This window comes from Streptomyces sp. NPDC046900, from assembly GCF_040644975.1.
Classification (GTDB): Bacteria; Actinomycetota; Actinomycetes; order Streptomycetales; family Streptomycetaceae; genus Streptomyces.
In genome coordinates, this window is the sequence record NZ_JBEYXD010000011.1 from 114,482 (window position 1) to 139,931 (window position 25,450).

Consider the following 25,450-nt stretch of genomic DNA (forward strand, 5'->3'; position numbering starts at 1 on the left):
GGCCCGTGCCCCCGCGGGGGAGGCCGGTCATCGCCCGGTGCCTCCGTAGACAACGGCCTCATCGGTCTCGGAGTCCAGGCCGAACGCGCTGTGCACCGCGCGGACGGCCTCCGCCACGTCGTCCGCACGTGTGACCACCGAGATACGGATCTCGGAGGTCGAGATCAGCTCGATGTTCACACCGGCGTCGCTCAGCGCCTCGAAGAAGGCCGCCGTGACACCCGGGTTCGTCTTCATGCCCGCGCCGACCAGCGAGATCTTGCCGATCTGGTCGTCGTAGCGCAGCGAGTCGAAGCCGATCGCGGTCCTGCCCTTCTCCAGGGCGTCGATCGCCTTGCGCCCCTCGGTCTTCGGAAGGGTGAAGGAGATGTCCGTGAGACCGGTCGCCGCGGCGGACACGTTCTGCACGACCATGTCGATGTTGATCTCGGCGTCGGCGATGGCACGGAAGATCGAGGCGGCCTCGCCCGGCTTGTCCGGCACGCCGACGACCGTGATCTTGGCCTCGGAGGTGTCGTGCGCGACACCGGAGATGATGGCCTGCTCCACCTTCACGTCCCCTTGCTGAATCGGCTCGCTGCTGACCCACGTGCCCTGCAGTCCGCTGAAGGATGAGCGGACGTGGATCGGGATGTTGTAACGGCGTGCGTACTCCACACAGCGGTGGAGCAGCACCTTGGACCCGGACGCGGCCAGTTCCAGCATGTCCTCGAAGGAGATCCAGTCGATCTTCCGGGCCTTCTTCACCACACGCGGGTCGGCGGTGAACACGCCGTCGACGTCGGTGTAGATCTCGCACACCTCGGCGTCGAGGGCCGCGGCCAGCGCGACCGCGGTCGTGTCGGAACCACCGCGACCCAGGGTCGTGATGTCCTTCTTGTCCTGGCTGACGCCCTGGAAACCGGCGACGATGGCGATGTTGCCCTCGTCCAGCGCGGTGCGGATGCGGCCCGGCGTGACGTCGATGATCCGGGCTTTGTTGTGGACCGAGTCGGTGATGACGCCTGCCTGGCTGCCGGTGAAACTCTGAGCCTCGTGACCCAGGTTTTTGATCGCCATGGCCAGCAGGGCCATGGAGATCCGCTCTCCGGCGGTCAGCAGCATGTCGAACTCACGCCCGGCAGGCATGGGGGAAACCTGCTCGGCGAGATCGATCAACTCGTCCGTCGTGTCGCCCATCGCGGAGACCACGACAACCACCTGGTTGCCGTTCTTCTTGGCTTCCACGATCCGCTTGGCGACGCGCTTGATGCCCTCGGCATCGGCTACGGAGGAGCCTCCGTACTTCTGCACGACAAGGCCCACGTGCGCTCCTCGCTCAGTCCGTCTCTTTCCGCACCCGCGTATCTGCACGTGCGGTCGGCTCAGTCTATCGAGCGACCGAATTTCCCTTCCGGGATATCGCATGGTGAGATGTCCCGCTCACGCCGGGATCACCCCGGTTTTCTTCGTACGTACGACAGGCGTACGACGGTTTTCACCGAAGGTTTCCAGCGTGCGACCCGGCCGCTCCAGGAGCGCATCTGCCCCGGTGCGACGAGAGGTACTCGAAAAGTGCCGCGTGTCACAGGAGACCGGTGTGCACCGGGTTCCGGGCATGCGGACGCGGGCCGTGCACACGTTCAGGACGAGTCGGGGACCGGTCCCCGATCCGCCAGGGAAAGGGGTGACCGGGCCTACTTGACCGGTCGCAGCCCCAGCGGCCGGGCGATCTCCCGGGCCATGACCCGGCCCGCCTCCTCGGCGAGGACCTCGTCGCCGAGGCCCTGGTCGGTGTCGAGGCCGTCGAGCTCCTCCAGCGGCTGGTTCAGTCGCACATGGGCGACCAGCGACTGGAGCGCGCGGAGGGTCGCGGACGCCGTCGAACCCCAGTTGGAGAAGTACGAGAACTGCCACCACCACAGGGCTTCCGTGGTGCGGCCGGCCCGGTAGTGGGCCATGCCGTGGCGCAGGTCCGTGATGACGTCCGCCAGGTCGTCGGAGATACGGGCCGGAACCGGCGCCTTGCGCGGCTCGTACGGGTCGAAGACCTCCGAGTACACGTCGACCGGGTCCAGCATGGTGGCAAGGCGTTCGCGCAGCTCGTCCGCGTCCGCGTCCGGGCCCGAGTCCGGCTCGTAGCGCTCGTCCGGCACGATGTCCTCGTGTGCGCCGAGGCGGCCGCCCGCGAGGAGCAGCTGGGAGACCTCCAGCAAGAGGAACGGAATAGCGGAGTCCGGCTCGTCACCCTTCGCGACCTCCGTGACGGCGACCAGGAAACTCTCGATCTGGTCCGCGATCTGCACCGCGAAGTCGTCGGGGTCCATCGTCGTGGAGTGCAGCGTGGCGTCAGACATCTAGGAGTCGTCTCCCCTCGAAGGCGCGGCCGAGGGTGACCTCGTCCGCGTATTCCAGGTCGCCACCCACCGGGAGGCCGCTGGCCAGGCGGGTGACCTTGAGGCCCATGGGCTTGATCATCCGGGCGAGGTACGTGGCCGTGGCCTCGCCCTCCAGGTTGGGATCCGTGGCCAGGATGAGCTCGGTGACCGTGCCGTCGGCCAGCCTCGCGAGCAGTTCCCTGATCCTCAGGTCGTCCGGGCCCACGCCCTCGATCGGGCTGATCGCTCCGCCCAGAACGTGGTAGCGGCCCCGGAACTCACGGGTCCGCTCGACCGCGACGACATCCTTCGGCTCCTCCACCACACAGATCACCGACGGGTCGCGGCGGGCGTCACGGCAGATACCGCACAACTCCTCCTGTGCGACGTTGCCGCAGGTCGCGCAGAAGCGGACCTTGGCCTTCACCTCGAGCAGTGCCTGGGCGAGCCGACGCACATCCGTCGGCTCGGCCTGGAGGATGTGGAAGGCGATCCGCTGCGCGCTCTTGGGACCGACGCCGGGCAGCCGCCCCAGCTCGTCGATGAGGTCCTGAACCACGCCTTCGTACAACGGACTGCCTTTCCTGGAGAGCTTCGGTACGTACCGTAGCCGGGCTCGGTTTCTTGGTACGTACGGTAGTTGGCCCTTGCCCCACTTAGAAGGGACGGGCCGGTGGACTCAGAACGGCAAGCCGGGGATGCCGCCGCCCAGCCCCTGGGCCAGCGGGCCGAGCTTCTGCTGCTGGAGGGCCTGCGCGTTCTCGTTGGCCGCCTGGACGGCCGCGACGATCAGGTCGGCGAGGGTCTCCGTGTCCTCCGGGTCCACCGCCTTGGGATCGATGGCCAGGGCCCGCAGTTCGCCGGCGCCGGTGACCGTGGCCTTCACCAGACCACCGCCCGCCTGGCCCTCGACCTCGGTCCGAGCCAGCTCCTCCTGCGCCTGCGCGAGGTCCTGCTGCATCTTCTGGGCCTGCTGGAGCAACTGCTGCATGTTGGGCTGGCCACCACCGGGAATCACGATCAGCTCCTGGTCTCGTACGGTACGGCTGTCAGGGTTTCGTACGGCTTTCCGGGCGGGTTTTTGCCGCCTGGCACGAGCCTACGTGGTCACCGTCACGCGCGCTCCGGTAGTCCGACCGGACCCTGACCTGGACCGTGGCGCCACTCTTTCGAGTGAGATTGTCAGCCGTCCCCTACCTACCCAGGACCCACTTCCGGGCGGAAAAGCGCTGAAACCCGGGTGCCCGCCCCCCATTGGGCGGTAGGAAGGGTCCGCTTCAGCACCATGCGTCACCTGAGCAGGGCGGAGCGTGCACGGAGCGGGGGACGCGCGCACCGCGGAGGGTGCATCGCGGAAGTCATGGCCGTATGTAGGGAGTGTCGGGTGAGCCAGCCGGAGATGCAGCCCGAGAGTCCGCTCCAGGACGGGCGGGGCGAGGGTGCGGCGGGGCTGCGGCCGGACGACCTCACGGGAGGGCCGTTCCCGCACGGCGACTGGGGGGAGCCCGCGCAGCGGCTCGACGAGCTGTACCGGTGGGTGGAGGACCGGGCGCTGGAGACGGTGGCCTGGTATCTCGCGAACCGGGTGTGGAAGCGGCGGGGGGCGCTCGCGCTGCGAGTGGGTGCGGCGTCCGGTGCCGTGTGCGGGGCCGCGCTGCCGCTGCTCGAGCTGACCGGGGCGGTCGACGGGGTCGCACCCTGGGCCTATCTGTCGCTGCTGCTCGGGGTGTCCTGTGTGGCCGGGGACCGGTTCTTCGGGGTGACGTCCGGCTGGATAAGGGACGTGGCGACCGCTCAGGCCGTGCAACGGCGGCTCCAGGCCCTGCAGTTCGACTGGGCGACCGAGAGCGTGCGGGAGGTGCTGGGGCCGACGGAGGGGACCGCCGGGGAGGCGGCGGAGCGGTGCCTGTCGGTCCTGCGGCGGTTCTCGGAGGACCTGACGGAACTGGTACGGGCGGAGACGGCGGACTGGATGGTGGAATTCCGGACGAGGTCGGGCCCCCTGGGCATCCAGTCGGTGGGGGCGGCCGCGCCGCGGGGGGACGTACTGGCGCTGGGGAGGTTGGCGCCGCCGAACGGGACCCGCCCGAACATGCCCCGGCAGCGGCCACCCGAGCCGAGGTGAGCGCGCCGGCACGGGCCCAGCGCCCCACCAGAACCAGGCGCGTACCGCAGAGGCCCGACGCCCACCGGCAAAACACCTCCGCATCGGCCCGGCAACCCTCTGGCGCAGTCCCTCGTACGGGTCAGCTTCCGCCGTCGTCGTCGCACAGCGGCAGCACGGCCGGCGCGGAGCACGGCAGGTTGCCGTGGCTGCGGATCACGGTCTCGCCGACGCTCTGGCCGAGATAGGCGAGGAAGCCGGCGGCCAGGGAACCGGCGGGCGGGTGACCGTAGGTGTAGGCGTACTCGACCCCGCGGTACGGGTAGTCGCTCCTGCCGTACTCGATGTCCTGGACGGAGGCCACGGCGCCGCCCAGGGGCACCCGGCGCAGCCCCTTGTGGCCCAGGGCGAAGTTGAGCTCGCTGTAGCCGATGGCGCCGGGGATCGCGGCCACCTTGTCCAGCACCTCCTGCGTGGAGTCGAGTTCACAGCGCATGACCGGCGCTGTCCCGTCGTCCTTGTGGAGGCAGTCCAGCGACGTGCTGGGGGCCCGCTCCCAGCTGCCCAGCACCCGCCGCTGGAAGATCTGACGCGTGCCGGAGTCGGCGTTGCGACTGACGAGCACCACGGGCAGATTCGGCAGATGCGGGTCGAGTTGCCTCCAGCGGGTGATCTGCCCGCGGTAGATGCGGCGTACGTCGGTCAGCGACAGCCCGCGCCCGAGATCGAGGCCCTGGTTGACGACCAGGGTGAAGGCCAGCACCGCGACCCTGTTCCCCTCGAGGTCACGGGACTCGTCGGCGGTGGGCCCGTCGGAGAACGCGATCATGGACGGGGACCTCTTCGACTGGGCGCCCCGGGCGGCGAGTTCACCCACACCCGCCTCGCTGCCCCGCGCGTCCACTTTGATGTCGGAGCCCTCGCACTTCTTCTCGTACTGCTTCGCCACTTCCCGTGCCACGGGGGCGAAGGCCGTCGAGCCCGTGATCGCCAGGGAGCCGCGGGCACATTCGATGGGGGGCGGGTTGTCGTCCCGGGCGACGACGATGCCGGCGAGCGTGACGACGCTGAGCGTGAGCGTGATGCTGATCAGCCGGGCGGCGCGGCTGAACAGCGGCGGCTTCTCGTCCGGGGTGGCGCTGCGGTTCGGGTGCACCTCGCCTTCCCGGATGCCGCCGATGAGCCGTATCTCGCGGCCCACATCGCCGCCCGACAGCAGCACGAGCAGCTTGAAGTGGTCGCCGCGGTTGAGCGGGACCCGCGGGATGCGCAGCGTGTTGCCCTCGTACCCGAAGCCGCGATCCGGGATGAAGTGGTCCATGAGGTGGTCGGCGTCGGTCGGCTGCGTGACCGAGACACCGCGGATGGTGCGGTCGGTGAACACCGCGGTCAGACCGTGGATTTCGGGGCCGGTGTAGTCGTCGCGGTCGATGCCCTGCGAGCCGTCGTTCTCGATGCGCAGGAGGACGAGCGTCGCGTCCACCATGCCCGGGTCATCGTCGAAGAGGCCGAGGCGTCTGTTCGCACGGCCCGAGCGGACGTCGTCGCCTATCGGGTTGTCCATCTGGACGCGGTAGCCGATGCGCTTGCGGCGCGGCACCCGGCGTTCGTACCAGACCATGACACCGGAAGCGACGATGCCGAGCACCGCGGTCCCCACGGCCACGACGTTCTCTGCGCTCAACCACTCCACCGTGGGTCCCCCGCTACTCACCGGAGCCGATCGTGCGGTCACCGTACGGCCCGTCGGCGAAAACACGCAGGGGCCCTCCGCCGAAGTTCATGTGACGTTCAACGGGTGGGCGTACGTGGGGAGTTCAGTCCCCCTTCGTGTACGTCAGGGACTCTCCGGTGCTGGTGTTCAGGCGTTTGAGGCGGCCGTCCGGGAGGATCGTCAGCTCGGTGGCCTGGCCCGGGGTGCAGGACGAAGCCGGTCTGCCGACCGTGACCGTGGACGGGCCGATCTCCAACGGGCTCCCTGCGGTGGGCTTTTCGGCCAGCTTCGCCTGGAAGACGCAGTGGTACGTGCCGCTGCCGGGCGGGCCGTCCGCCGTCAGGGAGAGCACCGTGTCGCCCACCTTGCCCTGCTGGACGACCAGTTGGCGGGTGCTGTGCCCACCGGCGTTGTCGATGGCGGCGTTCCAGGTGCCGAGGTAGGCCGAGGGGACGGTGCCGGCGGCCGGTGACTGCGAGCCGGAGCTCGCGCTCTTCGAGGCCGAGGGCGCCGGCGTGGTCGGGTGCTGGGCCGTGGGCGCCCCGGCGGTGTGCGAGGGGCCCGCGGCGCCCTTCGTACCGTGCCCGTCGCCCCGCATCAGCGCGTACACCGAGCCGCCCGCGCCGAGCGCGACGACCAGGGCGACGGCGACCAGCACGGCGGTGGAGCGGCGGTTCCCGCGCCGGGACTGCGGTTCCAGGTCGCCGTAGGGCAGGGCGCCGTACGGCACAGACCCGTACGGCGGGACCGGACCGCGGGCCGGCGTACCGGTCCAGCCGCCGGCGTTCTGCGGGTCGCCGTGCACCGGGGGCTGAGGGTGCTGCTGCGGGTGACCGTAGGCGGGCGGGGCACCCGGCGCGGGCGTGTGGCCGGGACCGGCGGCCTGGACGGGCAGCCGGTCGGGGACGGCGGGCGCACCCGGCGCGGGCGCCGCGTCCGCCGCGGCGGCGTGCTCGGGAGCGACCTGCGGGTCCGGGAGCCGCTTGGTCAGGTCGACGGGGTCCTGCGGGGCACCGGAATCGCCCGTCCTGGGCCCCGGAAGGGCGGCCTTCACCGCGTCCTGCGGATCCTCCGCGTCCAGCAGCCGCACGGCATGACGGCCGAGCTGGGCGACCAGGGAACCGGGCAGCCAGGGTTCCCGGCTCCGGCCGTCCGAGACCGTGTCCTCCGCGCCGATCCGCTCCAGGATCTGCGCGGGCGTGGGCCGGGCGGCCGGGTCCTTGCGCAGACAGTCCCGTACGAGAGCGGCGAACTCCTCGGGCATGCCGCCCAGTTCCGGTTCCTGCTGCGCGATGCGGAACATCAGGGCGTGCACGCCGCTGTCGACGGTGCCGAAGGGAAAGGCGCCCGTGGCGGCGTAGGTGAGGACGGACCCGAGGCAGAAGACGTCGCACGCGGGTGTGATGCGGTCGCCGCGCACCTGCTCCGGCGACATGAACCCGGGCGATCCGACGAGCGCCCCGGTACGCGTGAGCCAGGCGCCGGTGAGCGTCTCCATGGCGCGGGCGATGCCGAAGTCGATGACCCGCGGCCCGTCGATGGTGACGAGGACGTTGGAGGGCTTGAGGTCGCGGTGGATCAGCCCCGCCGCGTGGATGTCCTGAAGGGCGTGGGCGAGACCGGCGGCCAGCACGCGCACGGAGCGCTCCGGCAGGGTGCCGTGGTCCTGCGAGACGACGGTGTGCAGGGTCGGGCCCGCCACGTACCCGGTGGCGACCCAGGGGATGTCGGCCTCGGTGTCGGCGTCCAGGACGGGCGCCGTCCAGTGCCCGCCGACCCGCCGGGCGACCTGCACCTCGTGCCGGAAACGCGCCCGGAACTCCTCCTGCTCGGCCAGCTCCCGCCGGACGAGCTTCACCGCGACGGTGCGGCCCCGGTCGGAGCGGGCCAGATACACGTTCCCCATACCGCCGGTCCCGAGCCGCCTGAGCAGCCGATAGGACCCGGCACTCCCCCGGAGGTCCGTTCCGGGAGCCGTCCCCACCGGATCCCCCGCCTTCGGCTTGTCCATCGCCGTGTCACCTACCCCCCTGATTACCCCCCTGCGTGCGACAGCCCGAGGATAATGCCGCCGTACGGGGAGTCTGTCAGGGTGGTGTCTACGGTTCCGTAACAGGCCGGGCGGACGGCTTCCGGTCCCCGGAAGGCGCCCCGTACACGCGGGACCTCGGCGAACACCTGGTGGCGGGCAGTGCGGGGCGTGGCCCGCCCGGATCCGGTACCCGGCGCGGGGCAGGCCGGCCCTCGGGCGGCATCCATACGACAACCTGTCGCGGAAAGTCCCCGACCGCAGACAGGACGCCGATGTCGCGCCCGCACCGCGGACACCTACGCTTCGGCGCATGACCCCTCAGACCGACCCTCAGGCCGGTGCCGCCGTCAAGGCCGCGGACCGTGCGCACGTCTTCCACTCCTGGTCAGCGCAGGATCTCATCGACCCGCTCGCCGTCGCCGGTGCGGAGGGGTCGTACTTCTGGGACTACGACGGCAACCGCTACCTGGACTTCACCAGCGGCCTCGTCTTCACGAACATCGGCTACCAGCACCCGAAGGTCGTCGCCGCGATACAGGAGCAGGCCGCCACCCTGACCACGTTCGCGCCTGCCTTCGCCGTCGAGGCCCGCTCGGAGGCCGCCCGACTGATCGCCGAACGCACCCCCGGCGACCTCGACAAGATCTTCTTCACCAACGGCGGTGCCGACGCGAACGAGCACGCGGTGCGCATGGCGCGCCTGCACACCGGCCGGCCCAAGGTGCTGTCCGCCTACCGCTCGTACCACGGTGGCACCCAGCAGGCCGTGAACATCACCGGCGACCCGCGCCGCTGGGCCTCCGACAGCGGCTCCGCCGGGGTGGTGCACTTCTGGGCGCCGTTCCTGTACCGCTCGCGCTTCTACGCCGAGACCGAGCAGCAGGAGTGCGAGCGGGCGCTCGAGCACCTGGAGACGACCATCGCATTCGAGGGCCCGGGGACCATCGCCGCCATCGTCCTGGAGACCATCCCCGGGACGGCCGGGATCATGGTCCCGCCGCGCGGCTATCTCACGGGCGTCCGCGATCTGTGCGACAAGTACGGCATCGTCTTCGTCCTCGACGAGGTCATGGCCGGGTTCGGGCGCACCGGCGAGTGGTTCGCCGCTGACCTCTTCGAGGTGACCCCGGACCTGATGACCTTCGCGAAGGGCGTGAACTCCGGCTATGTGCCGCTCGGCGGCGTCGCCATCTCCGGCAAGATCGCGGAGACCTTCGGCAAGCGGCCCTATCCGGGCGGTCTGACGTACTCCGGGCACCCACTGGCCTGTGCCGCGGCCGTGGCCACGATCAACGTGATGGCCGAGGAGGGCGTCGTCGCGAACGCGGCGGTCGTCGGTGCGCAGGTCATCGAACCCGGGCTGCGCGAACTGGCCGAACGGCACCCGTCGGTGGGCGACGTGCGCGGTGTGGGCATGTTCTGGGCCCTGGAACTGGTGCGGAACCGGGAGACCCGCGAGCCGCTCGTGCCGTACAACGCGGCCGGTGAGGCGAACGCGCCGATGGCCGCGTTCGCCGCCGCCGCGAAGGCCAACGGTCTGTGGCCCTTCGTGAACATGAACCGCACGCACGTCGTTCCGCCCTGCACCGTCACGGAGGCGGAGGCCAAGGAGGGCCTCGCGGCCCTGGACGCGGCGCTGGCCGTCGCGGACGAGTACACCGCGTAGCCGGTACGGCGGGACCCATCGCGCCGGCCCCCGCCACAGGCGCCGCATACGGCACTCGTGCAACCCCCACCGCGTAAGGTGACGTGCTCGATGAGGAACACGGAACCGTACGCGGATGGGGGATCCAGACCACGATGCCCGGCAATGGCACCGTTACCCGTAGCACCCTGCGGCAGCAGATCGCGGACGCGCTCCGCGACGAGGTGCTGGCCGGCCGGCTGCAGCCGGGCCAGGAGTTCACGGTGAAGGAGATCGCCGAGCAGTACGGCGTCTCCGCGACCCCCGTCCGCGAGGCGCTGGTCGACCTGTCGGCCCAGGGCCTCCTGGACGCCGTGCAGCACCGCGGTTTCGAGGTGCACGCCTACTCCCTCGACGACTACCGCGAGATGATCGAGGCCCGCAGCCTCGTGACCGACGGAATCTTCCGCCACCTCATCGAGGGCGGCGGGCGCATCGCGGTGGACCTCCCGGGCCTGCCGGCCGCCCTCGGGGCGGTGCGGAGGCGCGGCGAGGAGGCCCAGCGCGCCGCCGCGGCCGGCGAACTGAACATCCTGATCGGCTACGACCTGCGCTTCTGGCGGGAGCTCAGCTCCCTGTACGGCAATTCCTACCTCGGCGACTTCCTGCACCGGCTGCGCGTGCAGACCTGGGTCTGCACGGTCCAGCACCTGCGCAAGGCCACCGACCTCAGGGGCCGGCTCTGGGCCGGGCACACCGAGCTCGTGGACGCGCTGGCGCGCCGCGACCCCGCCACGGCGCAGTCCGTGGTCGCCGCGTACAACGCGCACTCCCTCGCGCTGCTCGAAAGACGCGCCGCCGGATGAGCGCGACGCAGGCCACCGACGTCATACAGGACATGCAGGCCATCTCCATCGACCTGTCCGTCGTCGTCCCCGCCTACAACGAGGAGGAACGCCTCGGACCCACCCTCGACGCGATCGTGGGGTATCTGCGCGAGCACGAGGGCCGCTTCGGCGAGTGGGAGGTCGTCGTCGTCGACGACGGGTCCACCGACGGCACACGGGACATCGTCGCCGCGGTCACGGCCCGCGACCGGCGCGTGCAGCTCCTCACCAGCCCCCGCAACCGCGGCAAGGGCCACGCCCTGCGCCTGGGCGTCCTCGCCTCCTACGGCCGCCGGGTCCTGATCACGGACGCCGACCTGGCGGCACCGATCGAGGAGCTGGAGGCCCTGGAGAAGGCGCTGGCCGACGGGCACTCGGCGGCGATCGGCTCCCGTTCGGCACCGGGGGCGACCATAGAGCGGCACCAGAGCCATCTGCGTGAACTGCTCGGGCGCGCGGGCAATCTCCTGATACGCGGGATCGCCGTGCCGGGCATACGCGACACCCAGTGCGGCTTCAAACTCTTCGACGGCGACCGCGCCCGTGAGGCGTTCACCGGGTCCCGCCTCAGCGGCTGGGGCATCGACGTCGAGATACTCCAGCACTTCCGGCGCTCGGGCTGGCCGGTCACCGAGGTGCCGGTGCGCTGGGCCCACCAGCCGGGTTCCAAGGTCCGCCCCCTCGACTACCTCCGTGTGCTGGCCGAACTGGCCGGCCTGAAGATCCGCTCCGTGCGCCCCGCGGACCTCCTCGCCGTCGCCGTGTTCCTGTTGATGTCGGTGGGCCTGTACTCGGGCCGCTGGGCCGACCCGGGCCACCGCTACCTCCCGGACTCGCTCCAGGACCAGAACCAGTGGGAGTGGTTCTTCGCGGTGACGGCCGACAACGTGGCCCATCTCCGCAACCCCCTCTTCACCACGCTGCAGGGCTTCCCCGACGGCGTGAACCTCATGGCCAACACGGTGATGCTGGGCCTGACCGTCCCCCTGACGCCGGTCACGCTGTTCCTCGGCCCCGCGGTCACGCTCGCGCTGGTGATGACGCTGGGCCTCGCCGCGACGGCCTTCGGCTGGTACCGGCTGATCGTGAAACGGGTCGTGCGGCACCGGGGTGCCGCCTTCACCGGTGCGGCGCTCGCGGCCTTCGCGCCCCCGATGGTCAGCCACGCCAACGCGCACCCGAACTTCACCGTCCTGTTCATGATCCCGCTGCTCATCGAGCGCGCCCTGCGCCTGTGTTCGGGTACAAGAGTCGTCCGGGACGGGGTCGTCCTCGGGCTGATGGCGGCGTATCAGGTCTTCCTCGGCGAGGAGCCGCTGCTGCTGGCGTCCCTCGGCATGGCGCTGTTCGCCGCCGCGTACGGGGTCGTACGCCGGGACGTGGCGAAGAAGGCCTGGCAGCCGCTGCTGAAGGGGCTGGCGATCGGCGCGGCGGTGTGCCTGCCCCTGGTGGCGCTCCCTCTGTACTGGCAGTTCTTCGGTCCGCAGAGCTACAAGAGCGTTCTGCACGGCGACAACGCGGGCAACAGTCCGCTCGCCCTGCTCTCCTTCGCCGAGCGCTCGCTGGTCGCGGGCAACGAGGTGACCGCGAACGCCCTGTCGCTGAACCCCACGGAGCAGAACGCCTTCTACGGCTGGCCGCTGGTGGCCCTCGCCTTCGCGATCACCGTTCGGCTGTGGGACCGCCCCCTCGTCAAGGCGCTCGCGTTCACGGCGCTGGCCGCCGCCTTCCTGTCCCTGGGTCCCAGATTCCGGATCCCGCTCAGCCAGACCACTCTCCCGGGCCCCTGGGCCCTGCTCGCGGACAAGCCTCTGTTCGAATCGGTCATCGAGGGCCGGGTCGCGATGATCTGCGCGCCGGCACTGGGCATGCTGCTGGCCGTGGCGATCGAGCGGCTGCTGCGCACGCCGAACATCGCGAACCAGTTCATCGGTCTGACCGCGGTCGCGGCGGCGCTCATCCCGATCCTGCCCGCCCCGCTGAAGACGGTGGAGCGCGCCGAGGTGCCGGCGTTCATCGCGGACGGGACGTGGAAGTCCTACGTCGGCAAGGACGAGACGCTCGTGCCGATCCCGCTGCCGGACTCGGGCAACGCGGAGGCCCTGCACTGGCAGACCGCGACCGGCCTGAAGTTCAGTGTGCCGGGCGGCTACTTCAACGGCCCCTACGGCAGCGACCGCATCGGCATCTACACCGCGCAGCCCCGCTACACGTCCAGCATGCTGCGGGACGTCAGCTTCACCGGAGTGGCCCCCACCATCGGCAAGAACTGGCGGGCACAGGCGCGCGTCGACTTCGCGTACTGGAAGGCGGGTGCTCTGGTGCTGGCCCCGCAGCCGTACCAGGACCAGCTGCGCCAGGCCGTGGACGCGCTCGTGGGGCGGCCGGGTAAGTGGGTGGGCGGCGTATGGGTATGGGACCTGCACGGTTGAGACACCCCGGCTTCGCGCCCATTACGCTGCCTGCACCACTCCGATAACCCGAGGAGCTTACTGTTGGCCTGTGACCTGTGGCTGGTCCCGCTCGTCGACGTGTTGTGCCACACACCCGACAATCCGTTCGCGGAAGAACTCGCCCTCTACGACAAGGTGCTGGGCGAGGCAGGACTGCCGCCGGTGCCGGTGTACCAGTACATGCCGGGGCTGACGGGTGAGGTGGCGCCGGTCGCGGGCTTCGACTACGACGCGCTGCACTTCCTGCGCCGCGCCTATCTGCTCCAGGTGTGCGGTCTGGCGGTGACGCCGGTCGACGAGCTGGGCGGCGACTACGAGCAGCTGCTCGAGATGTTCGAGTCGACGGCCCAGCAGTCGCATCTGGTGTGGCACTACGACCACGCGGGCGCGTACGTCCCGGTGGACTTCCCGCAGCCGCTGTCGAACGACGAACTCCTCGCGGGCGGCGGTCCGCTGGGGTCCTCCCAGGCCCTGCTGCGGGAGCTGGAGGCGGTGGGGCAGGCGATCGGCATCGACCCGGCGAACCCGCCCGCCGCGCCGGATCCCCCGCTCGCGCCCACGGCGTTGGAGGAACCGGCGCTCCCGGCCCCGTACGACCCGAGCCCCTTCGCCCGCGAGCGGCACGTGTGGCTCGGCCTGCACTCGGCGGCGACGCGGAGCCTGGCCCAGGGATCGATGATCATCTTCAGCTGAGGCGGCAGGTGGGGGACCGCTAGGCCCGGTCGTCGGGCACCGCGACCTCCACCTCTCGCAGGCGCTCCGGGTCGGCGATCACGTCGATCGCGGTGATCAGGCCGTCGGTGTCGGAGAGGGTGAAGCTCAGCACCAGGCGCAGCCGGCCGGCCCGGAGCATCGCCAGGCCGGCCCGGCCGTCGACCAGGACGCGCGTGGTGAACCAGGCCCGGCCCATGGAGGCCATCGCGCCCTTGGCCACCGGGTGGGCGCCGGTGATGCGGAAGGGCTCGGGGGTCGGGACGACCGCCCGGTCGGCCCGGAGCACCACATCCGGATGGAGCAGGGCGAGGAGCGCCTCGAAGTCTCCGCCGCGCGTCGCGGCCAGGTACGCGTCCACGACCCGGCGCCGGCGGGGCGGATCGGCCTCGGGCGCCGCGGTCCCCCGTACCCGGCGGCGCGCCCGGCTCGCCAGCTGGCGGGTCGCGGCCGGGGTCTTGTCGATCATCGGGCCGATCTCGTCGAACGGCACGGCGAACATGTCGTGCAGCACGAAGGCGAGCCGCTCGGCGGGCGTCAGCGTGTCGAGGACGACCAGCAGCGCGAGCCCGACCGATTCGGCCAGCAGCGCCTCCTCCTCGGGGTCGACCACCGTGTCCGCGACCGGGCTCCCGCCCGCCTCCAGCGGCTCCTCGCGCCGCGTCTCGCGCGAGCGCAGCATGTTCAGGCACACCCGGGCCACCACCGTGGTCAGCCACGCGGCCGGGTTCTGGATGTCCTTAGTGTCGGCGCGGTCGACGCGCAGCCACGCGTCCTGGAGGGCGTCGTCGGCCTCGCTGAGCGAGCCGAGCATCCGGTGGGCCACCGCCCGCAGCCTGGGCCGCTGCTCCTCGAACCGCTCGGTCATCAGCTGGCGTTCGGACACCGTGTCACATTCCTTCCGGACGGCGGGTCGTCCCAGTAGATCACCCGCACGGGTGAGAACCGACCGCTTGGGAGGAAGATCATGAACTCGACGACCGCGCCCGTCCTCGTCACCGGCGGCACCGGCACGCTCGGCCGCCACGTCGTACCGCTCCTGCGGGAGGCGGGCCGCGAGGTGCGGATGCTGAGCAGGCACGCGCACGAGCCCGCGGCCGGCGTCACTCACGTGGCCGTCGACCTGCGCACGGGTGAGGGTCTCGACGCGGCGGTGGCGGGCGCCGGGACCGTGCTGCACCTCGCGGGCGGCCCCAAGGGCGACGACGAGGCGACCCGGAATCTGGTGCGGGCCGCGCAGGCGGCCGGGGTGCGGCACCTGCTGTACATCTCGGTCATCGGTGCGGACCGGGTCCCGCTGGCCTGGCTGCGCTCCAAGCTGGAGGCCGAGCGGGCCGTCGCCGCGTCGGGCCTGCCGTGGACGACGCTGCGGGCCGCCCAGTTCCACGACCTGGCGCTGCTGATGGCTGAGAAGATGGCGAAGCTGCCGGTCGTCCCGGTCCCGGGCGGCCTGCGGCTGCAGCCGGTCGACGCGCGGGACGTGGCCGCCCGGCTCGTGGAGCTGACGCTCGGCGAGCCGGCCGGCCTGGTCCCCGATCTGGCCGGGCCGACGGTGTACGGCCTGGCGGACCTGCTCCGCACCTACCTGACCGCACGCGGCAGGCGCCGCCCGATGCTGCCGGTCCGTATGCCCGGCAAGGCGGGCCGCGCCTACCGGGCCGGGGCCAACCTGACCCTCGAAGGGGCCGAGACGGGCACCCGGACCTGGGAGGACTTCCTGGCGGAACGGCTGGAGGGCGCCCCGGGGAAAGCGGTCGTCTAGAAGACGGGCGTGCCGTTCTGGGTCAGCTTCCAGTTGGTGACCGCGAAGTCCGCCGGGTTCAGGGTGCCCTTCGACGTGACGTAGTCGATCATCAGCTGGCGGATCTCGTTGGTGGAGCTGTACGCGATGTCCGCGGCGGCGATGTGCGGGTAGCCGCTGCCGCCGTTGGCGCGGTAGTTGTTCACGGCGACGACGAAGACCTGGTCGTCGGCGACCGCGGCGCCCTTGTAGGTGAGGTTCTTGATCCGCGAGCCCTCGGGCTGGGCGATGTCGATCTCGTAGTCGACGCCGGCGGCGGTGTCGTACATGTAGTCCCAGAAGTTGTTGGCGTTGGTGAGGGTCGCGGTGTCGACCTTCGTGCCGGACGGGACCTGGTGGTAGTACTTCGCCGCGTACTCCAGGTAGTCCTTGAGCTGGGCGCCGGTGAGCTTCTTGCCGTACAGGGTGTTGTCGTAGATGTAGAGCCCGGCGATGTCCTTGATCGTCACATTCCCGGCCGGGATGTCGGCGGTGCGGCTGAAGGGCGCGGCGACCGAGATGAGCGGGAGGGCGGCGTCGGCGGTGGAGAGGCCGGTGGCGACCGCCGCCATCTGGACCTGGTGGATGAAGTCCATGATGGGGACGTCCTGCCAGCAGGACTCGGCCGCCGAGAGGTCCTGGGTACAGGTGCCGACGGGTGTGTTGACGTACTTCACGACGAGGTCGTGGTCGGCCTTGAGGAGCCGGGTGATCTCCGGGTCCTCCTCGACGCCGTTGGGGTTGAGGGTCTGGGCCTTCTTGCTCGTGACCTTCCACTGGCCGTGGTGCAGTTCGACCTCGAAGTCGAAGACGGTCAGCCGCATGCCCCAGCAGTACGGCTCGGACAGCAGGACGTCCTCGCCGGTCTCCTCGTTCTTGACGGTGTAGGAGGGGACCTCGACGTGGGTGTGGCCGACGAGGATGGCGTCGATGCCGGGGACCTGCTCGGCGACGAGGTTGGAGGCGTTCTCGACGTACGGGAGTTCACTGCCGTACGAGGACGAGCCGTCGAGGCCGGAGTGGTCGGTCAGGAAGACGATGTCGCAGCCGAGGGCGCGCAGTCGCGGCACGTACTTCTTCGCCTGCTCCACCAGCCCGGGGAAGACCATCTTGCCGCTGACGTTGTCCTTGTCCCACAGCGCGATACCGGGGTTGGTGAGTCCGAGGACGCCGACCTTGATGTCGGGCGCGCCCGGCACGCAGATGCGCTTCACCGTGTACGGCTGGAAGGCGGGGCGCAGCGTCCTGGCGTCGAGGGCGTTGGCGCCGAGCAGCGGGAAGCGGCACTGGCTCTCGAACTTGCGCAGCACGTCGATGCCGTAGTTGAACTCGTGGTTGCCGAGCGCGGCGGCGTCGTAGCGCATGTGGTTCATGGCGACGGCCATGGGGTGCTTGGGGGCGTCCTTGCCCGTGATCGGGTCGACGCGGGCGTAGTAGTACGCGAGCGAGGTCCCCTGGATGATGTCGCCCGCGTCGACCAGCAGGACGCGCTCCTCGCCCTTCGCCTCCCGCTGCTGCTTGATGAGCGTGGCGACGCGCGCGACACCGACGGAGTTGCCTGCCTTGTCGCTGTAGGCCGCGTCCAGGTAGTAGTCCCAGTCGAAGACGTGGCTGTGCAGGTCGGTGGTGCCCAGGATGGAGAACGACCAGGTGCGGGGCGCGTGTTCGGGCGTGCGGCCGGCCGCCTCGGCGGGCGCGGCGGCGACGCTTCCCGCCGCTGCCACGGCCGCTCCGGTGACGGCCGACTTCTGCATGAACTCCCGGCGGTTCATGGGACTGACGGGCATTCGAGGCTCCTGGAGCTGAGGTGACGGAGGTCAACTGCGCTTGCTGAGCGGGCAGTACGGGGACTACACGCGTAGAAGGTTGCGTCACTCCAGTTGCGTACGGAACCTCCAATGGTTCATGTACAGGTCAAGGATGGCCCATGAAACGACCACGCCCCCGGGTCGGCCGGAGCCTCACCGAGGGCGTGAGAGAGGGGGAAACCGCGGACTAGCGGACTACAGGAACGAGTTGATCTCGATCGTCTCGTCGCGGCCAGGGCCGACGCCGATCGCCGAGATCGGCGCACCCGACATCTCCTCCAGGGCCTTGACGTAGTTCTGGGCGTTCTTGGGGAGATCGCTGAAGGTCTTCGCCTTCGTGATGTCCTCCTGCCAGCCCGGCAGGTACTCGTAGATCGGCTTCGCGTGGTGGAAGTCGGTCTGGGAGTAGGGGAGTTCCTCGACCCGCTTGCCGTCGATCTCGTAGGCGACGCAGACCGGGATCTGCTCCCAGCCGTCCAGCACGTCGAGCTTGGTGAGGAAGAAGTCCGTCAGCCCGTTGACCCGGGTCGCGTAACGGGCGATCACCGCGTCGAACCAGCCGCAGCGGCGGTCACGTCCGGTGGTCACGCCCCGCTCGCCGCCGATGCGGCGCAGCGCCTCGCCGTCCTCGTCGAACAGCTCGGTCGGGAAGGGACCGGAGCCGACGCGGGTCGTGTACGCCTTCAGGATGCCGATGACGCGGCTGATCTTCGTGGGACCGACACCGGAGCCGGTGCAGGCGCCGCCCGCGGTCGGGTTCGACGAGGTGACGAAGGGGTACGTCCCGTGGTCGATGTCGAGGAGCGTGCCCTGGCCGCCCTCGAAGAGGACGACCTTGTCGTCGTCGAGCGCCTGGTTGAGGACCAGGACGGTGTCGGCGACATACGGCTCGATCTTCTCGGCGTAGCCCAGCAGTTCCTCGACCACCTGGTCGACGACGATCGCGCGCCGGTTGTACAGCTTGGTGAGGATCTGGTTCTTGACGTCGAGGGCCGCCTCGACCTTCTGGGTCAGGATCGACTCGTCGTACAGGTCCTGGACCCGGATGCCGACGCGGTTGATCTTGTCGGAGTAGGTCGGGCCGATGCCGCGGCCGGTGGTGCCGATCTTGCGCTTGCCGAGGAAGCGCTCCGTCACCTTGTCCATGGTGACGTTGTACGGCGTGATGATGTGCGCGTTCCCGCTGATCATCAGCTTCGACGTGTCGACGCCGCGCTCGTTCAGACCGCTCAGCTCGGAGAGCAGGACCGAGGGGTCGACGACGACTCCGTTGCCGATGACGGGCGTGCATCCGGGCGAGAGGATTCCGGAAGGGAGGAGGTGGAGGGCATACTTCTGGTCACCCACGACCACCGTGTGACCGGCGTTGTTGCCGCCCTGGTAGCGCACCACATAGTCCACGGAGCCACCGAGCAGGTCGGTGGCCTTTCCCTTGCCCTCGTCACCCCACTGAGCACCGAGCAGCACAAGTGCTGGCACGCGCGTACACCCCTTCCGGGCGGGGCATGTCCAGGGTCGGGGGCGTACGCGGCGGTTCCACCGCCGCGTGCACCGCGGCCGTCATTGGCCGCAAACCGTCGGACCGGATGCCCCGGAATAGACGAAGCCCCTGGCGCAATAGCGCAAGGGGCTCTTGCACAAAGATGCTACCCGAGGAAGCGAGGCAGGACCGAGGTGGCGACTTCCGACCAGCTCCTCGTGGTGATCGACCCGGTTGCCCGTCACAGTGACGGTGAGTCGGTACTGATTGCAAAAGACGTGCTCAGCGCGGGTGCGGCGACCAAGGTGTGCCTCCCGGAGAACCCGGAGGAATTCGCCCGGGCACTGGACCGCCGAGGGGCACGGCGCCCCGTGGTCGTGGGCGACGACCGGGCCCTGCTCCGTGCGGTGACCCTGCTGCACCGCAGACGTGAGCTGCAGACGACGGCGCTGTCGCTGGTGCCGGTGGGCACCGCGCAGTCCCTGGCGCGCTCGCTGGGGGTGCCCGAGGGGGCGGTGGCGGCGGCCAGAGCCGTACTGGACGGGGTGGAACGGCGGCTGGATCTGCTGGTGGACGACAGTGACGGTGTGGTCCTCGGCGATCTGCGGATCCCGTCGGTACCGGCCGTGCCGGCCCAGCGGGACGGGACGCCGGACGACGAGCGGATCTCTTCGGGACGGCCCTGGCTGCGGGTGGGGCGGTCCCTGGTGCGGACGCTGGCGGTGCGCCCGCCCCGGCTCACGACGCCGCCCCCGCCCGGACCCTCCCGGCTGCGGGTGGAGGTGGACGGGGTGCTGCTGGTGGACCTGGACGAGCCCGTTCAAGGGGTGTCGGTGACGCCGGGTTCCTCCGGTACGGCGGTCGTGGAGGTGCGGCCGGTGTCGGTGGGGGCGGAGGCGTCGCCGCTGGAGGCGCGCGGACGGGCCGTGACCGTGAGCGGAGCGGACTTCCGGTACCGGGCGGACGCGGTGGTGGCCGGACCGGTGCGCAGCCGGACGTGGACGGTGTGGGCGGGGGCCTGGGGGCTCACGGTGCCGGCTTCGCCATAGCTTGTGACTCCGGAGCCCGGAAGCCTGTGGTGCCACCGGCTTCCGGACGGGATGCTCAGCCCTGGCGGAACGTCCTGTCCCGGTGCACGCGCCAGCGCTCCATCATGGCCACGACCTCACCCTCGACGAACTCGAAGAAGGCGAGGGTCTCCTCGAGCCTGCGGCCCGCCGGGGTGTCGGCGCCCAGGCTGGTGACCCCTTCCCGCAGGGCTTCCTCCCACCGCTTGATGATCGCCTCGCGATTGGTGAGCGCCTCGTACCACTGGTCGCTGTGCACCCGGTAGCGCTCCCGGCGCGACCCCGGCTCCCGCTCCCGTGACACCAGGTGCACCTGCGCCAGATAGCGCACCGCCCCGGACACCGCGGCCGGGCTGATCTGCAACTGCTCGCCCAGTTCGGCGGAGGTGAGAGTGCCGGTGTCGGAGGCGAGCAGCGCACCGAAGACCCGGGCCGGCATGCGCGGCACGCCCGCCTCGACAAGCTGTGCGGCGAAGTGTTCCACGAACCGCGAGACCGACTCCGGATCCCGCTCTGCGGCCTGCGGCTCCGTCATCCCTGGATCATCTCCCCTGGTCAGACACCACGTCGAGTCTACCCACGTTTTCTACGCTTCCTTAACTTCACAATTTTCTGAAAACAGCGTACCTTCCGAATCATGACGAAGGCCAACCCCGCCATCGAGGTTTCCGGACTGCACAAGTCGTTCGGCAGGACGCATGCGCTGGACGGACTCGACCTGCACGTCGAGGCCGGTGAGGTCCACGGGTTCCTGGGCCCGAACGGCGCCGGCAAGTCCACCACCATCCGGGTCCTGCTGGGCCTGCTGCGCGCCGACTCGGGGACCACGCAGGTGCTCGGCCGCGATCCGTGGTCGGACGCGGTGGAACTCCACCGCCGGGTCGCGTACGTCCCCGGCGACGTCACCCTGTGGCGCAACCTGTCCGGAGGCGAGGTCATCGACCTGTACGGCCGGCTGCGCGGTGGCCTCGACCGGGCGCGCCGGGCGGAGCTGATCGAGCGGTTCGAACTGGACCCGACCAAGAAGGGGCGGACGTACTCGAAGGGCAACCGGCAGAAGGTCGCCCTCGTCGCCGCCTTCTCATCGGACGTCGACCTGCTGATCCTCGACGAGCCGACGTCCGGGCTCGACCCGCTGATGGAGGAGGTCTTCCAGCGCTGCGTCGAGGAGGAGCGGGAGCGCGGCCGGACGATCCTGCTGTCCTCGCACATCCTGAGCGAGGTCGAGGAGCTCTGCGACCGGGTCAGCATCATCCGCAAGGGGCGGACGGTCGAGAGCGGCTCGCTCGCCGAACTGCGCCATCTGACCCGGACGAGCGTCACCGCCGAACTCGCCGGGGCGCCCAACGGGCTGGCCGGCCTGCCCGGCGTGCACGACCTCGACATACAGGGCCGGCGGGTCAGGCTCCAGGTCGACACCGACAAGCTGAACGCGGTGCTCAGGTCGCTGAGCGAGTCGGGGGTGCGGTCGCTGACGTCGACGCCGCCCACGCTGGAGGAGCTGTTCCTGCGGCACTACCAGGAAGAGGGGACCCGATGACCGCCGCGGCACCGGCCTTGACCGTACGGACCGGGGGGTCTCGTCAACTCGCCGGCACCGGGACGCTGTTGCGGTTCGCACTGCGCCGGGACCGGCTGGTGATCCCCCTCTGGATCGCGGTCAACGCCCTGATGGTGCTGTCCATGCCGGGCACGCTCAAGGGCCTGTACGGCACGGCGGCCCAACGCGCGGACCTGGCCGACCAGATGGCCACCAACACCTCACTGCGCGCGATGGTCGGCCCGGTCTTCGGCGAGTCGCTCGGCGCGCTCACCGCCTGGCGCATCGGCGTCTACGCCGGACTGCTGGCCGCCGTGATGAGCCTGCTCGTCGTCGTACGGCACACCCGCGACGAGGAGGAGAGCGGACGGCAGGAGCTGATCTCCTCGGCGATGGTGGGGCGGCGCGCCCCGCTGACGGCGGCGCTGCTCGCTGCCGCGGTCGCGAACGCCGTACTGGCGCTGGTGATCACGGTCGGTCTGGCCGGGCAGGGCGCCGCGGGGTCACTGGCGCTGGGCCTGGGCATCGGCGGGGTCGGGATGGTCTTCGCCACGATGGCGGCGATCGTCGCACAGCTGACGGAGAGCGCACGGCTGGCGCGCGGACTCACGGGCGCGGTGCTGGGCGCCGCCTTCGTGCTGCGCGCGGCGGGCGACGCCGGGGCGAACGACGGCTCGTCCGTGCTGACCTGGCTCTCCCCGCTCGGCTGGCTGGAGAACGAGCGCCCGTACGCCGGTGAACGCTGGTGGGTGCTGCTGCCGTTCGCTGCGGCGGCGCTCGTCCAGGGAGCGGTGGCGTACGCGCTCGCCGGACGGCGCGACATCGGCATGAGCTTCCTGCCCACCCGGCCCGGACCCGCCACCGGCCGTCTGGGCTCGGCGGGCGCGCTGGCCTGGCGGCTGCAGCGCGGCGGTGTGCTCGGCTGGAGCCTCGGCTTCTTCCTCGCCGGGGTCGTCTACGGCGGGATGACGGACGGCGCGACGAAGCTCGTCAGCGACAACGACAAGGCCCGGGAGATCTTCGAGCGGATGGGCGGGCAGTCCGGGCTGACGGACACGTTCCTCTCCGCGATGGTCGGCGTCATGGGCCTGGTCGCCGCCCTGTACATCGTCGCGTCGGTCCTGCGTCTGGGCGGCGAGGAGTCCTCGGGGCGGGCGGAACCGGTGCTGGCGAACGCGGTGGGACGGCTGCGCTGGGCCGCCGGCCATCTGGTGATCGCCTTCGGCGGAGCCGCGCTGATCATGCTCCTGGCGGGCCTCGGCTTCGCGGCGGGCTACGGCAAGGAGATCGGCCCGATCCTGGGTGCCTGTCTGGTGCAGCTCCCGGCGGTGTGGGTGATCGGCGGCCTGGCGGTCCTGCTGTACGGGCTGCTGCCGCAGGGTGCGATGGCGGCGTGGGGCGTGGCGGGCGCGGCACTGCTCATCGGCTGGGTGGGACCGGCGCTGAACCTTCCTCAGGTGGTGCTGGACCTGTCGCCCTTCGGGCATCTGCCGAAGCTGCCGGGCGGGGAGATGGACTGGCCGCCGGTGCTCATCCTGACGGGGCTCGCGGTGGTGCTGGTGGCCGGGGGGCTGGTGGGGTTGCGGAGGCGGGACGTGAGCACCTGACGGTGGGCCGCCTGTCAGTCGGCGTACTGCTTCAGTTCCTCGGTGTCGAGTTCGATGCCGACGGGGTTAGGGAGGGCAACCTTGCCGCCGAGCCTGATCACATGGATGTCTCGGTAGCCATCCTCAGGGTCAGGGTCGGTGTGCACGAGGGTCGAGAGGTTTTCCCGGTCGATCAGCAAGTAGACGGGGATACCCGCCTCTGCGTACACCCTGGCAGTGGTCTGGGAGGCGTGCCGGTAGGCGTCGCGACGTTCCTGTAACGCGCCGTTGTAGAGCGAGCAGTGATCACGCAGCATCTCCGCGAGCGCGACCTGCTGGCCCACGGTGGGCCGCATCAAGAACTTGTACGCACGGATCATTCGGCCCACCCCCTCCCACGTTGCCCAAGATGAGCATCCTACTCTTGGTTTATGTCACCCCGCTGGGAGCCAGACCCTGACGTACGGCGCGGTCGTCATGTCGTCTACGACCTCCATGCACATTTGGTGTTTGTCACTACGTACCGAGGGAATGTCTTCAACGACGAGATGCTGACGCGCTGCGAAGAGATCATGCGCAACGTCTGCACTGACTTCGGCGCCGACCTGATCGACTTCAACGGCGAAGAGGATCACGTGCATCTGTTGGTGCAGTATCCACCCAAGGTCGCCCTGTCCAGCCTCGTGAACAGCCTCAAGGGCGTCAGCTCGCGGTACCTGCGCACCGAGTTCACCGGCCGCGTGAACCGGGCCACCATGCACGGACGCTTCTGGTCCGGCTCCTACTTCGCCGGATCATGTGGGGGCGCACCACTCCAGGTGGTCAAGGACTCCATCGAGAGCCAGAAGCGCCCCACCTGAACACGGCAGCATTCTGCAGCGGTCAGGATCGGATTCCCTCCCCGCCTGAAGGCGGGTACTTCCTCCGAATAAGGGCGGGTACTTCCTCCGAATAAGAAGGATGGTGCCTCCCTCCACAGGCACACACCAGCTTGCCGAGCCGGCGATGACCACCGGCCCGGATCAACTGCGTGATCATCCAAACGGGTGATCAGCCGATCTCCACGCTCAGCCCTTCCAGCCCCCGGATCACGAAGTTCGGCTTGCGCTCCGGCTCCGCCGCAGCCCGCAGCGTCGGCGCCTTCTCCAGCAGAGCCGTCATCGACGCCGCCAGTTCGATGCGGGCGAGCGGGGCGCCGATGCAGTAGTGGATGCCCGCGCCGAAGGAGATGTGCGGGTTCTCCTCGCGGGTCAGGTCCAGCTTCTCGGGGGCGGTGAAGACCGCCGGGTCGTGGTTGGCCGAGCCGAACAGCATGGCGATCTCCGCGCCCCGGGGGACGGTCGTGCCGTCGATCTCGATCTCGTCCAGCACCCAGCGCTCGAAAAGCTGGAGCGGGGTGTCGTAGCGCATCAGCTCCTCGACGGCGGACGGGACGAGTGAGTGGTCGGCGCGGAGAGCGGCCAGCTGGTCCGGGTTGCGGAACAGCGCCCACCAGCCGTTGACCGTCGCGTTCACCGTCGCCTCGTGCCCCGCGTTCAGCAGCAGCACGCAGGTCGAGATCATCTCCTGCTCGGTGAGCCGGTCGCCCTCGTCGTACGCCGCGATCAGACCCGAGATCAGGTCCTCCCCGGGCTCCTTGCGACGCGTCGCGATCAGCTCCCGGAGGTAGTCCGAGAACTCGACCGACGCCCGTACCGCCTTCCGCGCCGTCTCCTCCGAAGGACCCAGCTCGTACATCCCGCAGATGTCTGCCGACCAGGGCCGCAGCTGCCCGCGGTCCGCCTCCGGGATGCCCAGCATCTCGGCGATCACCGCGACCGGCAGCGGCTCGGCGACGTCCCTCAGCAGGTCGCCCCCGCCCGCCTCCACCAGCCGGGACACCAGGTCGCCGGCCAGCCCGTGCACATAGGGCTTGAGCCGCTCCACCGTGCGCGGTGTGAACGCCTTCGACACCAGCCGCCGGATACGGGTGTGGTCCGGCGGCTCCAGGTCGAGCATGCCGTGGTCGTTGAGCGTGTGGAACGGCTCGTGCTCGGGCGGCGGCGCCGTCCGGCCGAAGTCCTCATGGGTGAACCGGTGCTGGTACGTCCGGCCCAGACGCCGGTCGCGCAGCAGCGCCGACACATCCGCGTGGTGCGGGACCAGCCACTGGTCGGTGGGCTCGTAGTAGTGCACCCGCCCCCGGGCGCGCAGCTCGGCGTAGGCGGGGTAGGGGTCGGCGACGAACGCCGGGTCCCAGGGGTCGAACGTGAGGTCGGATCGGGCTGCCATGTCCGGACGCTAGCCCGGTCTGCCCCTCTCTGACCA

21 protein-coding genes and 1 pseudogene are annotated in these 25,450 nt (G+C 70.3%); 10 read left to right on the top strand and 12 right to left on the bottom strand.

Annotated features, from left to right (window positions below; translation table 11 throughout):
- Positions 1-27 precede the first annotated feature (27 nt).
- From ABZ904_RS14105 to ABZ904_RS14120, 4 genes are all read right to left on the bottom strand, one after another.
- A complete protein-coding gene (locus ABZ904_RS14105) occupies positions 28-1,305 on the bottom strand; it encodes an aspartate kinase (protein WP_359395690.1) in 1,278 nt (425 codons plus the stop codon).
- 371 nt (positions 1,306-1,676) lie between these two features.
- A complete protein-coding gene (locus ABZ904_RS14110) occupies positions 1,677-2,336 on the bottom strand; it encodes a DUF5063 domain-containing protein (RefSeq protein WP_360996170.1) in 660 nt (219 codons plus the stop codon).
- Complete coding sequence (gene recR / locus ABZ904_RS14115) at positions 2,329-2,928, bottom strand: recombination mediator RecR (RefSeq protein WP_359395686.1); 600 nt, start codon at positions 2,926-2,928, stop codon at positions 2,329-2,331. Before recR ends, ABZ904_RS14110 begins: the two co-directional genes overlap by 8 nt.
- Positions 2,929-3,036: 108 nt before the next feature.
- Positions 3,037-3,375, bottom strand: coding sequence for a YbaB/EbfC family nucleoid-associated protein (locus ABZ904_RS14120; RefSeq protein ID WP_359395684.1), 339 nt, complete (start codon positions 3,373-3,375; stop codon positions 3,037-3,039).
- A 366-nt stretch (positions 3,376-3,741) separates the two neighbouring features.
- Here ABZ904_RS14120 and ABZ904_RS14125 point away from each other — a divergent pair, with 366 nt between their 5' ends.
- Positions 3,742-4,482: an SLATT domain-containing protein gene (locus tag ABZ904_RS14125; RefSeq protein WP_359395682.1), complete on the top strand. Its 741-nt coding sequence runs from the start codon at positions 3,742-3,744 to the stop codon at positions 4,480-4,482.
- Positions 4,483-4,603: 121 nt separating this feature from the next.
- Here ABZ904_RS14125 and ABZ904_RS14130 read toward each other — a convergent pair whose 3' ends face one another.
- Positions 4,604-6,154: a substrate-binding domain-containing protein gene (locus ABZ904_RS14130; RefSeq protein ID WP_361823348.1), complete on the bottom strand. Its 1,551-nt coding sequence runs from the start codon at positions 6,152-6,154 to the stop codon at positions 4,604-4,606.
- 124 nt (positions 6,155-6,278) lie between these two features.
- Positions 6,279-8,186, bottom strand: a complete 1,908-nt coding sequence (locus ABZ904_RS14135; RefSeq protein WP_361823235.1) for a serine/threonine-protein kinase — start codon at positions 8,184-8,186, stop codon at positions 6,279-6,281.
- A 331-nt stretch (positions 8,187-8,517) separates the two neighbouring features.
- Here ABZ904_RS14135 and ABZ904_RS14140 point away from each other — a divergent pair, with 331 nt between their 5' ends.
- The 4 genes from ABZ904_RS14140 (at position 8,518) to ABZ904_RS14155 (ending at position 13,864) form a co-directional block, all read left to right on the top strand.
- Positions 8,518-9,873, top strand: a complete 1,356-nt coding sequence (locus ABZ904_RS14140; RefSeq protein ID WP_360996179.1) for an aspartate aminotransferase family protein — start codon at positions 8,518-8,520, stop codon at positions 9,871-9,873.
- Between the two features lie 134 nt (positions 9,874-10,007).
- The gene (locus ABZ904_RS14145) at positions 10,008-10,697 is read left to right on the top strand and encodes a GntR family transcriptional regulator (RefSeq protein WP_359395775.1); all 690 of its coding nucleotides are present in this window, start codon (positions 10,008-10,010) and stop codon (positions 10,695-10,697) included.
- Positions 10,694-13,150 carry a dolichyl-phosphate beta-glucosyltransferase gene (locus tag ABZ904_RS14150; protein WP_361823237.1) on the top strand — a complete coding sequence of 819 codons (2,457 nt, stop codon included), beginning with the start codon at positions 10,694-10,696 and terminating at the stop codon, positions 13,148-13,150. Before ABZ904_RS14145 ends, ABZ904_RS14150 begins: the two co-directional genes overlap by 4 nt.
- 63 nt (positions 13,151-13,213) lie before the next feature.
- Positions 13,214-13,864 carry a hypothetical protein gene (locus tag ABZ904_RS14155; protein WP_360996185.1) on the top strand — a complete coding sequence of 217 codons (651 nt, stop codon included), beginning with the start codon at positions 13,214-13,216 and terminating at the stop codon, positions 13,862-13,864.
- Between the two features lie 19 nt (positions 13,865-13,883).
- Here ABZ904_RS14155 and ABZ904_RS14160 read toward each other — a convergent pair whose 3' ends face one another.
- Positions 13,884-14,750 carry a sigma-70 family RNA polymerase sigma factor gene (locus ABZ904_RS14160; protein ID WP_361823351.1) on the bottom strand — a complete coding sequence of 289 codons (867 nt, stop codon included), beginning with the start codon at positions 14,748-14,750 and terminating at the stop codon, positions 13,884-13,886.
- 99 nt (positions 14,751-14,849) lie between these two features.
- On the opposite strand from ABZ904_RS14160, the gene ABZ904_RS14165 reads away from it, so the two are divergent.
- Positions 14,850-15,644 (top strand): NAD(P)H-binding protein, encoded by a 795-nt coding sequence (locus ABZ904_RS14165; protein ID WP_360996188.1) that lies wholly within the window; start codon positions 14,850-14,852, stop codon positions 15,642-15,644.
- Here the strand turns inward: ABZ904_RS14165 and ABZ904_RS14170 are convergent.
- Together ABZ904_RS14170 and ABZ904_RS14175 are read right to left on the bottom strand one after the other, a co-directional pair.
- Complete coding sequence (locus ABZ904_RS14170) at positions 15,641-17,449, bottom strand: 5'-nucleotidase C-terminal domain-containing protein (protein WP_361823241.1); 1,809 nt, start codon at positions 17,447-17,449, stop codon at positions 15,641-15,643. The genes ABZ904_RS14165 and ABZ904_RS14170 overlap by 4 nt on opposite strands.
- Positions 17,450-17,665: 216 nt before the next feature.
- The gene (locus tag ABZ904_RS14175) at positions 17,666-18,949 is read right to left on the bottom strand and encodes an adenylosuccinate synthase (RefSeq protein ID WP_359395669.1); all 1,284 of its coding nucleotides are present in this window, start codon (positions 18,947-18,949) and stop codon (positions 17,666-17,668) included.
- A gap of 195 nt (positions 18,950-19,144) precedes the next feature.
- On the opposite strand from ABZ904_RS14175, the gene ABZ904_RS14180 reads away from it, so the two are divergent.
- On the top strand, positions 19,145-19,999 hold the full coding sequence (locus ABZ904_RS14180) for a diacylglycerol kinase family protein (RefSeq protein ID WP_359395667.1): 855 nt from the start codon (positions 19,145-19,147) through the stop codon (positions 19,997-19,999).
- Positions 20,000-20,054: 55 nt separating this feature from the next.
- On the opposite strand, the gene ABZ904_RS14185 is transcribed toward ABZ904_RS14180, so the two are convergent.
- On the bottom strand, positions 20,055-20,552 hold the full coding sequence (locus tag ABZ904_RS14185) for a MarR family transcriptional regulator (RefSeq protein ID WP_359395665.1): 498 nt from the start codon (positions 20,550-20,552) through the stop codon (positions 20,055-20,057).
- 102 nt (positions 20,553-20,654) lie between these two features.
- Here ABZ904_RS14185 and ABZ904_RS14190 point away from each other — a divergent pair, with 102 nt between their 5' ends.
- Positions 20,655-21,557, top strand: coding sequence for an ABC transporter ATP-binding protein (locus ABZ904_RS14190; protein ID WP_359395662.1), 903 nt, complete (start codon positions 20,655-20,657; stop codon positions 21,555-21,557).
- Positions 21,554-23,164, top strand: a complete 1,611-nt coding sequence (locus ABZ904_RS14195; RefSeq protein WP_361823246.1) for an ABC transporter permease — start codon at positions 21,554-21,556, stop codon at positions 23,162-23,164. Before ABZ904_RS14190 ends, ABZ904_RS14195 begins: the two co-directional genes overlap by 4 nt.
- A 218-nt stretch (positions 23,165-23,382) precedes the next feature.
- Here ABZ904_RS14195 and ABZ904_RS14200 read toward each other — a convergent pair.
- Positions 23,383-23,523: pseudogene (locus ABZ904_RS14200) on the bottom strand (helix-turn-helix domain-containing protein); the annotation flags it as partial.
- A 51-nt stretch (positions 23,524-23,574) separates the two neighbouring features.
- Between ABZ904_RS14200 and tnpA the strand changes: the two are divergent.
- Positions 23,575-24,003 (top strand): IS200/IS605 family transposase, encoded by a 429-nt coding sequence (gene tnpA / locus ABZ904_RS14205; RefSeq protein WP_359395656.1) that lies wholly within the window; start codon positions 23,575-23,577, stop codon positions 24,001-24,003.
- Between the two features lie 190 nt (positions 24,004-24,193).
- Here tnpA and ABZ904_RS14210 read toward each other — a convergent pair whose 3' ends face one another.
- Positions 24,194-25,414 (bottom strand): cytochrome P450, encoded by a 1,221-nt coding sequence (locus tag ABZ904_RS14210; protein WP_361823249.1) that lies wholly within the window; start codon positions 25,412-25,414, stop codon positions 24,194-24,196.
- Between the last annotated feature and the right edge of the window lie 36 nt (positions 25,415-25,450).

Excerpts from the sequence above, each read along its gene's own strand:
- ABZ904_RS14110 (WP_360996170.1), bottom strand. The coding sequence starts at position 2,336 with ATGTCTGACGCCACGCTGCACTCCACGACGATGGACCCCGACGACTTC.
- ABZ904_RS14140 (WP_360996179.1), top strand. The coding sequence starts at position 8,518 with ATGACCCCTCAGACCGACCCTCAGGCCGGTGCCGCCGTCAAGGCCGCG.
- ABZ904_RS14160 (WP_361823351.1), bottom strand. The coding sequence starts at position 14,750 with ATGACCGAGCGGTTCGAGGAGCAGCGGCCCAGGCTGCGGGCGGTGGCC.
- ABZ904_RS14165 (WP_360996188.1), top strand. The coding sequence starts at position 14,850 with ATGAACTCGACGACCGCGCCCGTCCTCGTCACCGGCGGCACCGGCACG.
- ABZ904_RS14190 (WP_359395662.1), top strand. The coding sequence starts at position 20,655 with ATGACGAAGGCCAACCCCGCCATCGAGGTTTCCGGACTGCACAAGTCG.
- ABZ904_RS14145 (WP_359395775.1), top strand. The coding sequence starts at position 10,008 with ATGCCCGGCAATGGCACCGTTACCCGTAGCACCCTGCGGCAGCAGATC.
- tnpA (WP_359395656.1), top strand. The coding sequence starts at position 23,575 with ATGTCACCCCGCTGGGAGCCAGACCCTGACGTACGGCGCGGTCGTCAT.
- ABZ904_RS14195 (WP_361823246.1), top strand. The coding sequence starts at position 21,554 with ATGACCGCCGCGGCACCGGCCTTGACCGTACGGACCGGGGGGTCTCGT.
- ABZ904_RS14150 (WP_361823237.1), top strand. The coding sequence starts at position 10,694 with ATGAGCGCGACGCAGGCCACCGACGTCATACAGGACATGCAGGCCATC.
- ABZ904_RS14185 (WP_359395665.1), bottom strand. The coding sequence starts at position 20,552 with ATGACGGAGCCGCAGGCCGCAGAGCGGGATCCGGAGTCGGTCTCGCGG.
- ABZ904_RS14170 (WP_361823241.1), bottom strand. The coding sequence starts at position 17,449 with ATGCCCGTCAGTCCCATGAACCGCCGGGAGTTCATGCAGAAGTCGGCC.
- ABZ904_RS14210 (WP_361823249.1), bottom strand. The coding sequence starts at position 25,414 with ATGGCAGCCCGATCCGACCTCACGTTCGACCCCTGGGACCCGGCGTTC.
- ABZ904_RS14135 (WP_361823235.1), bottom strand. The coding sequence starts at position 8,186 with ATGGACAAGCCGAAGGCGGGGGATCCGGTGGGGACGGCTCCCGGAACG.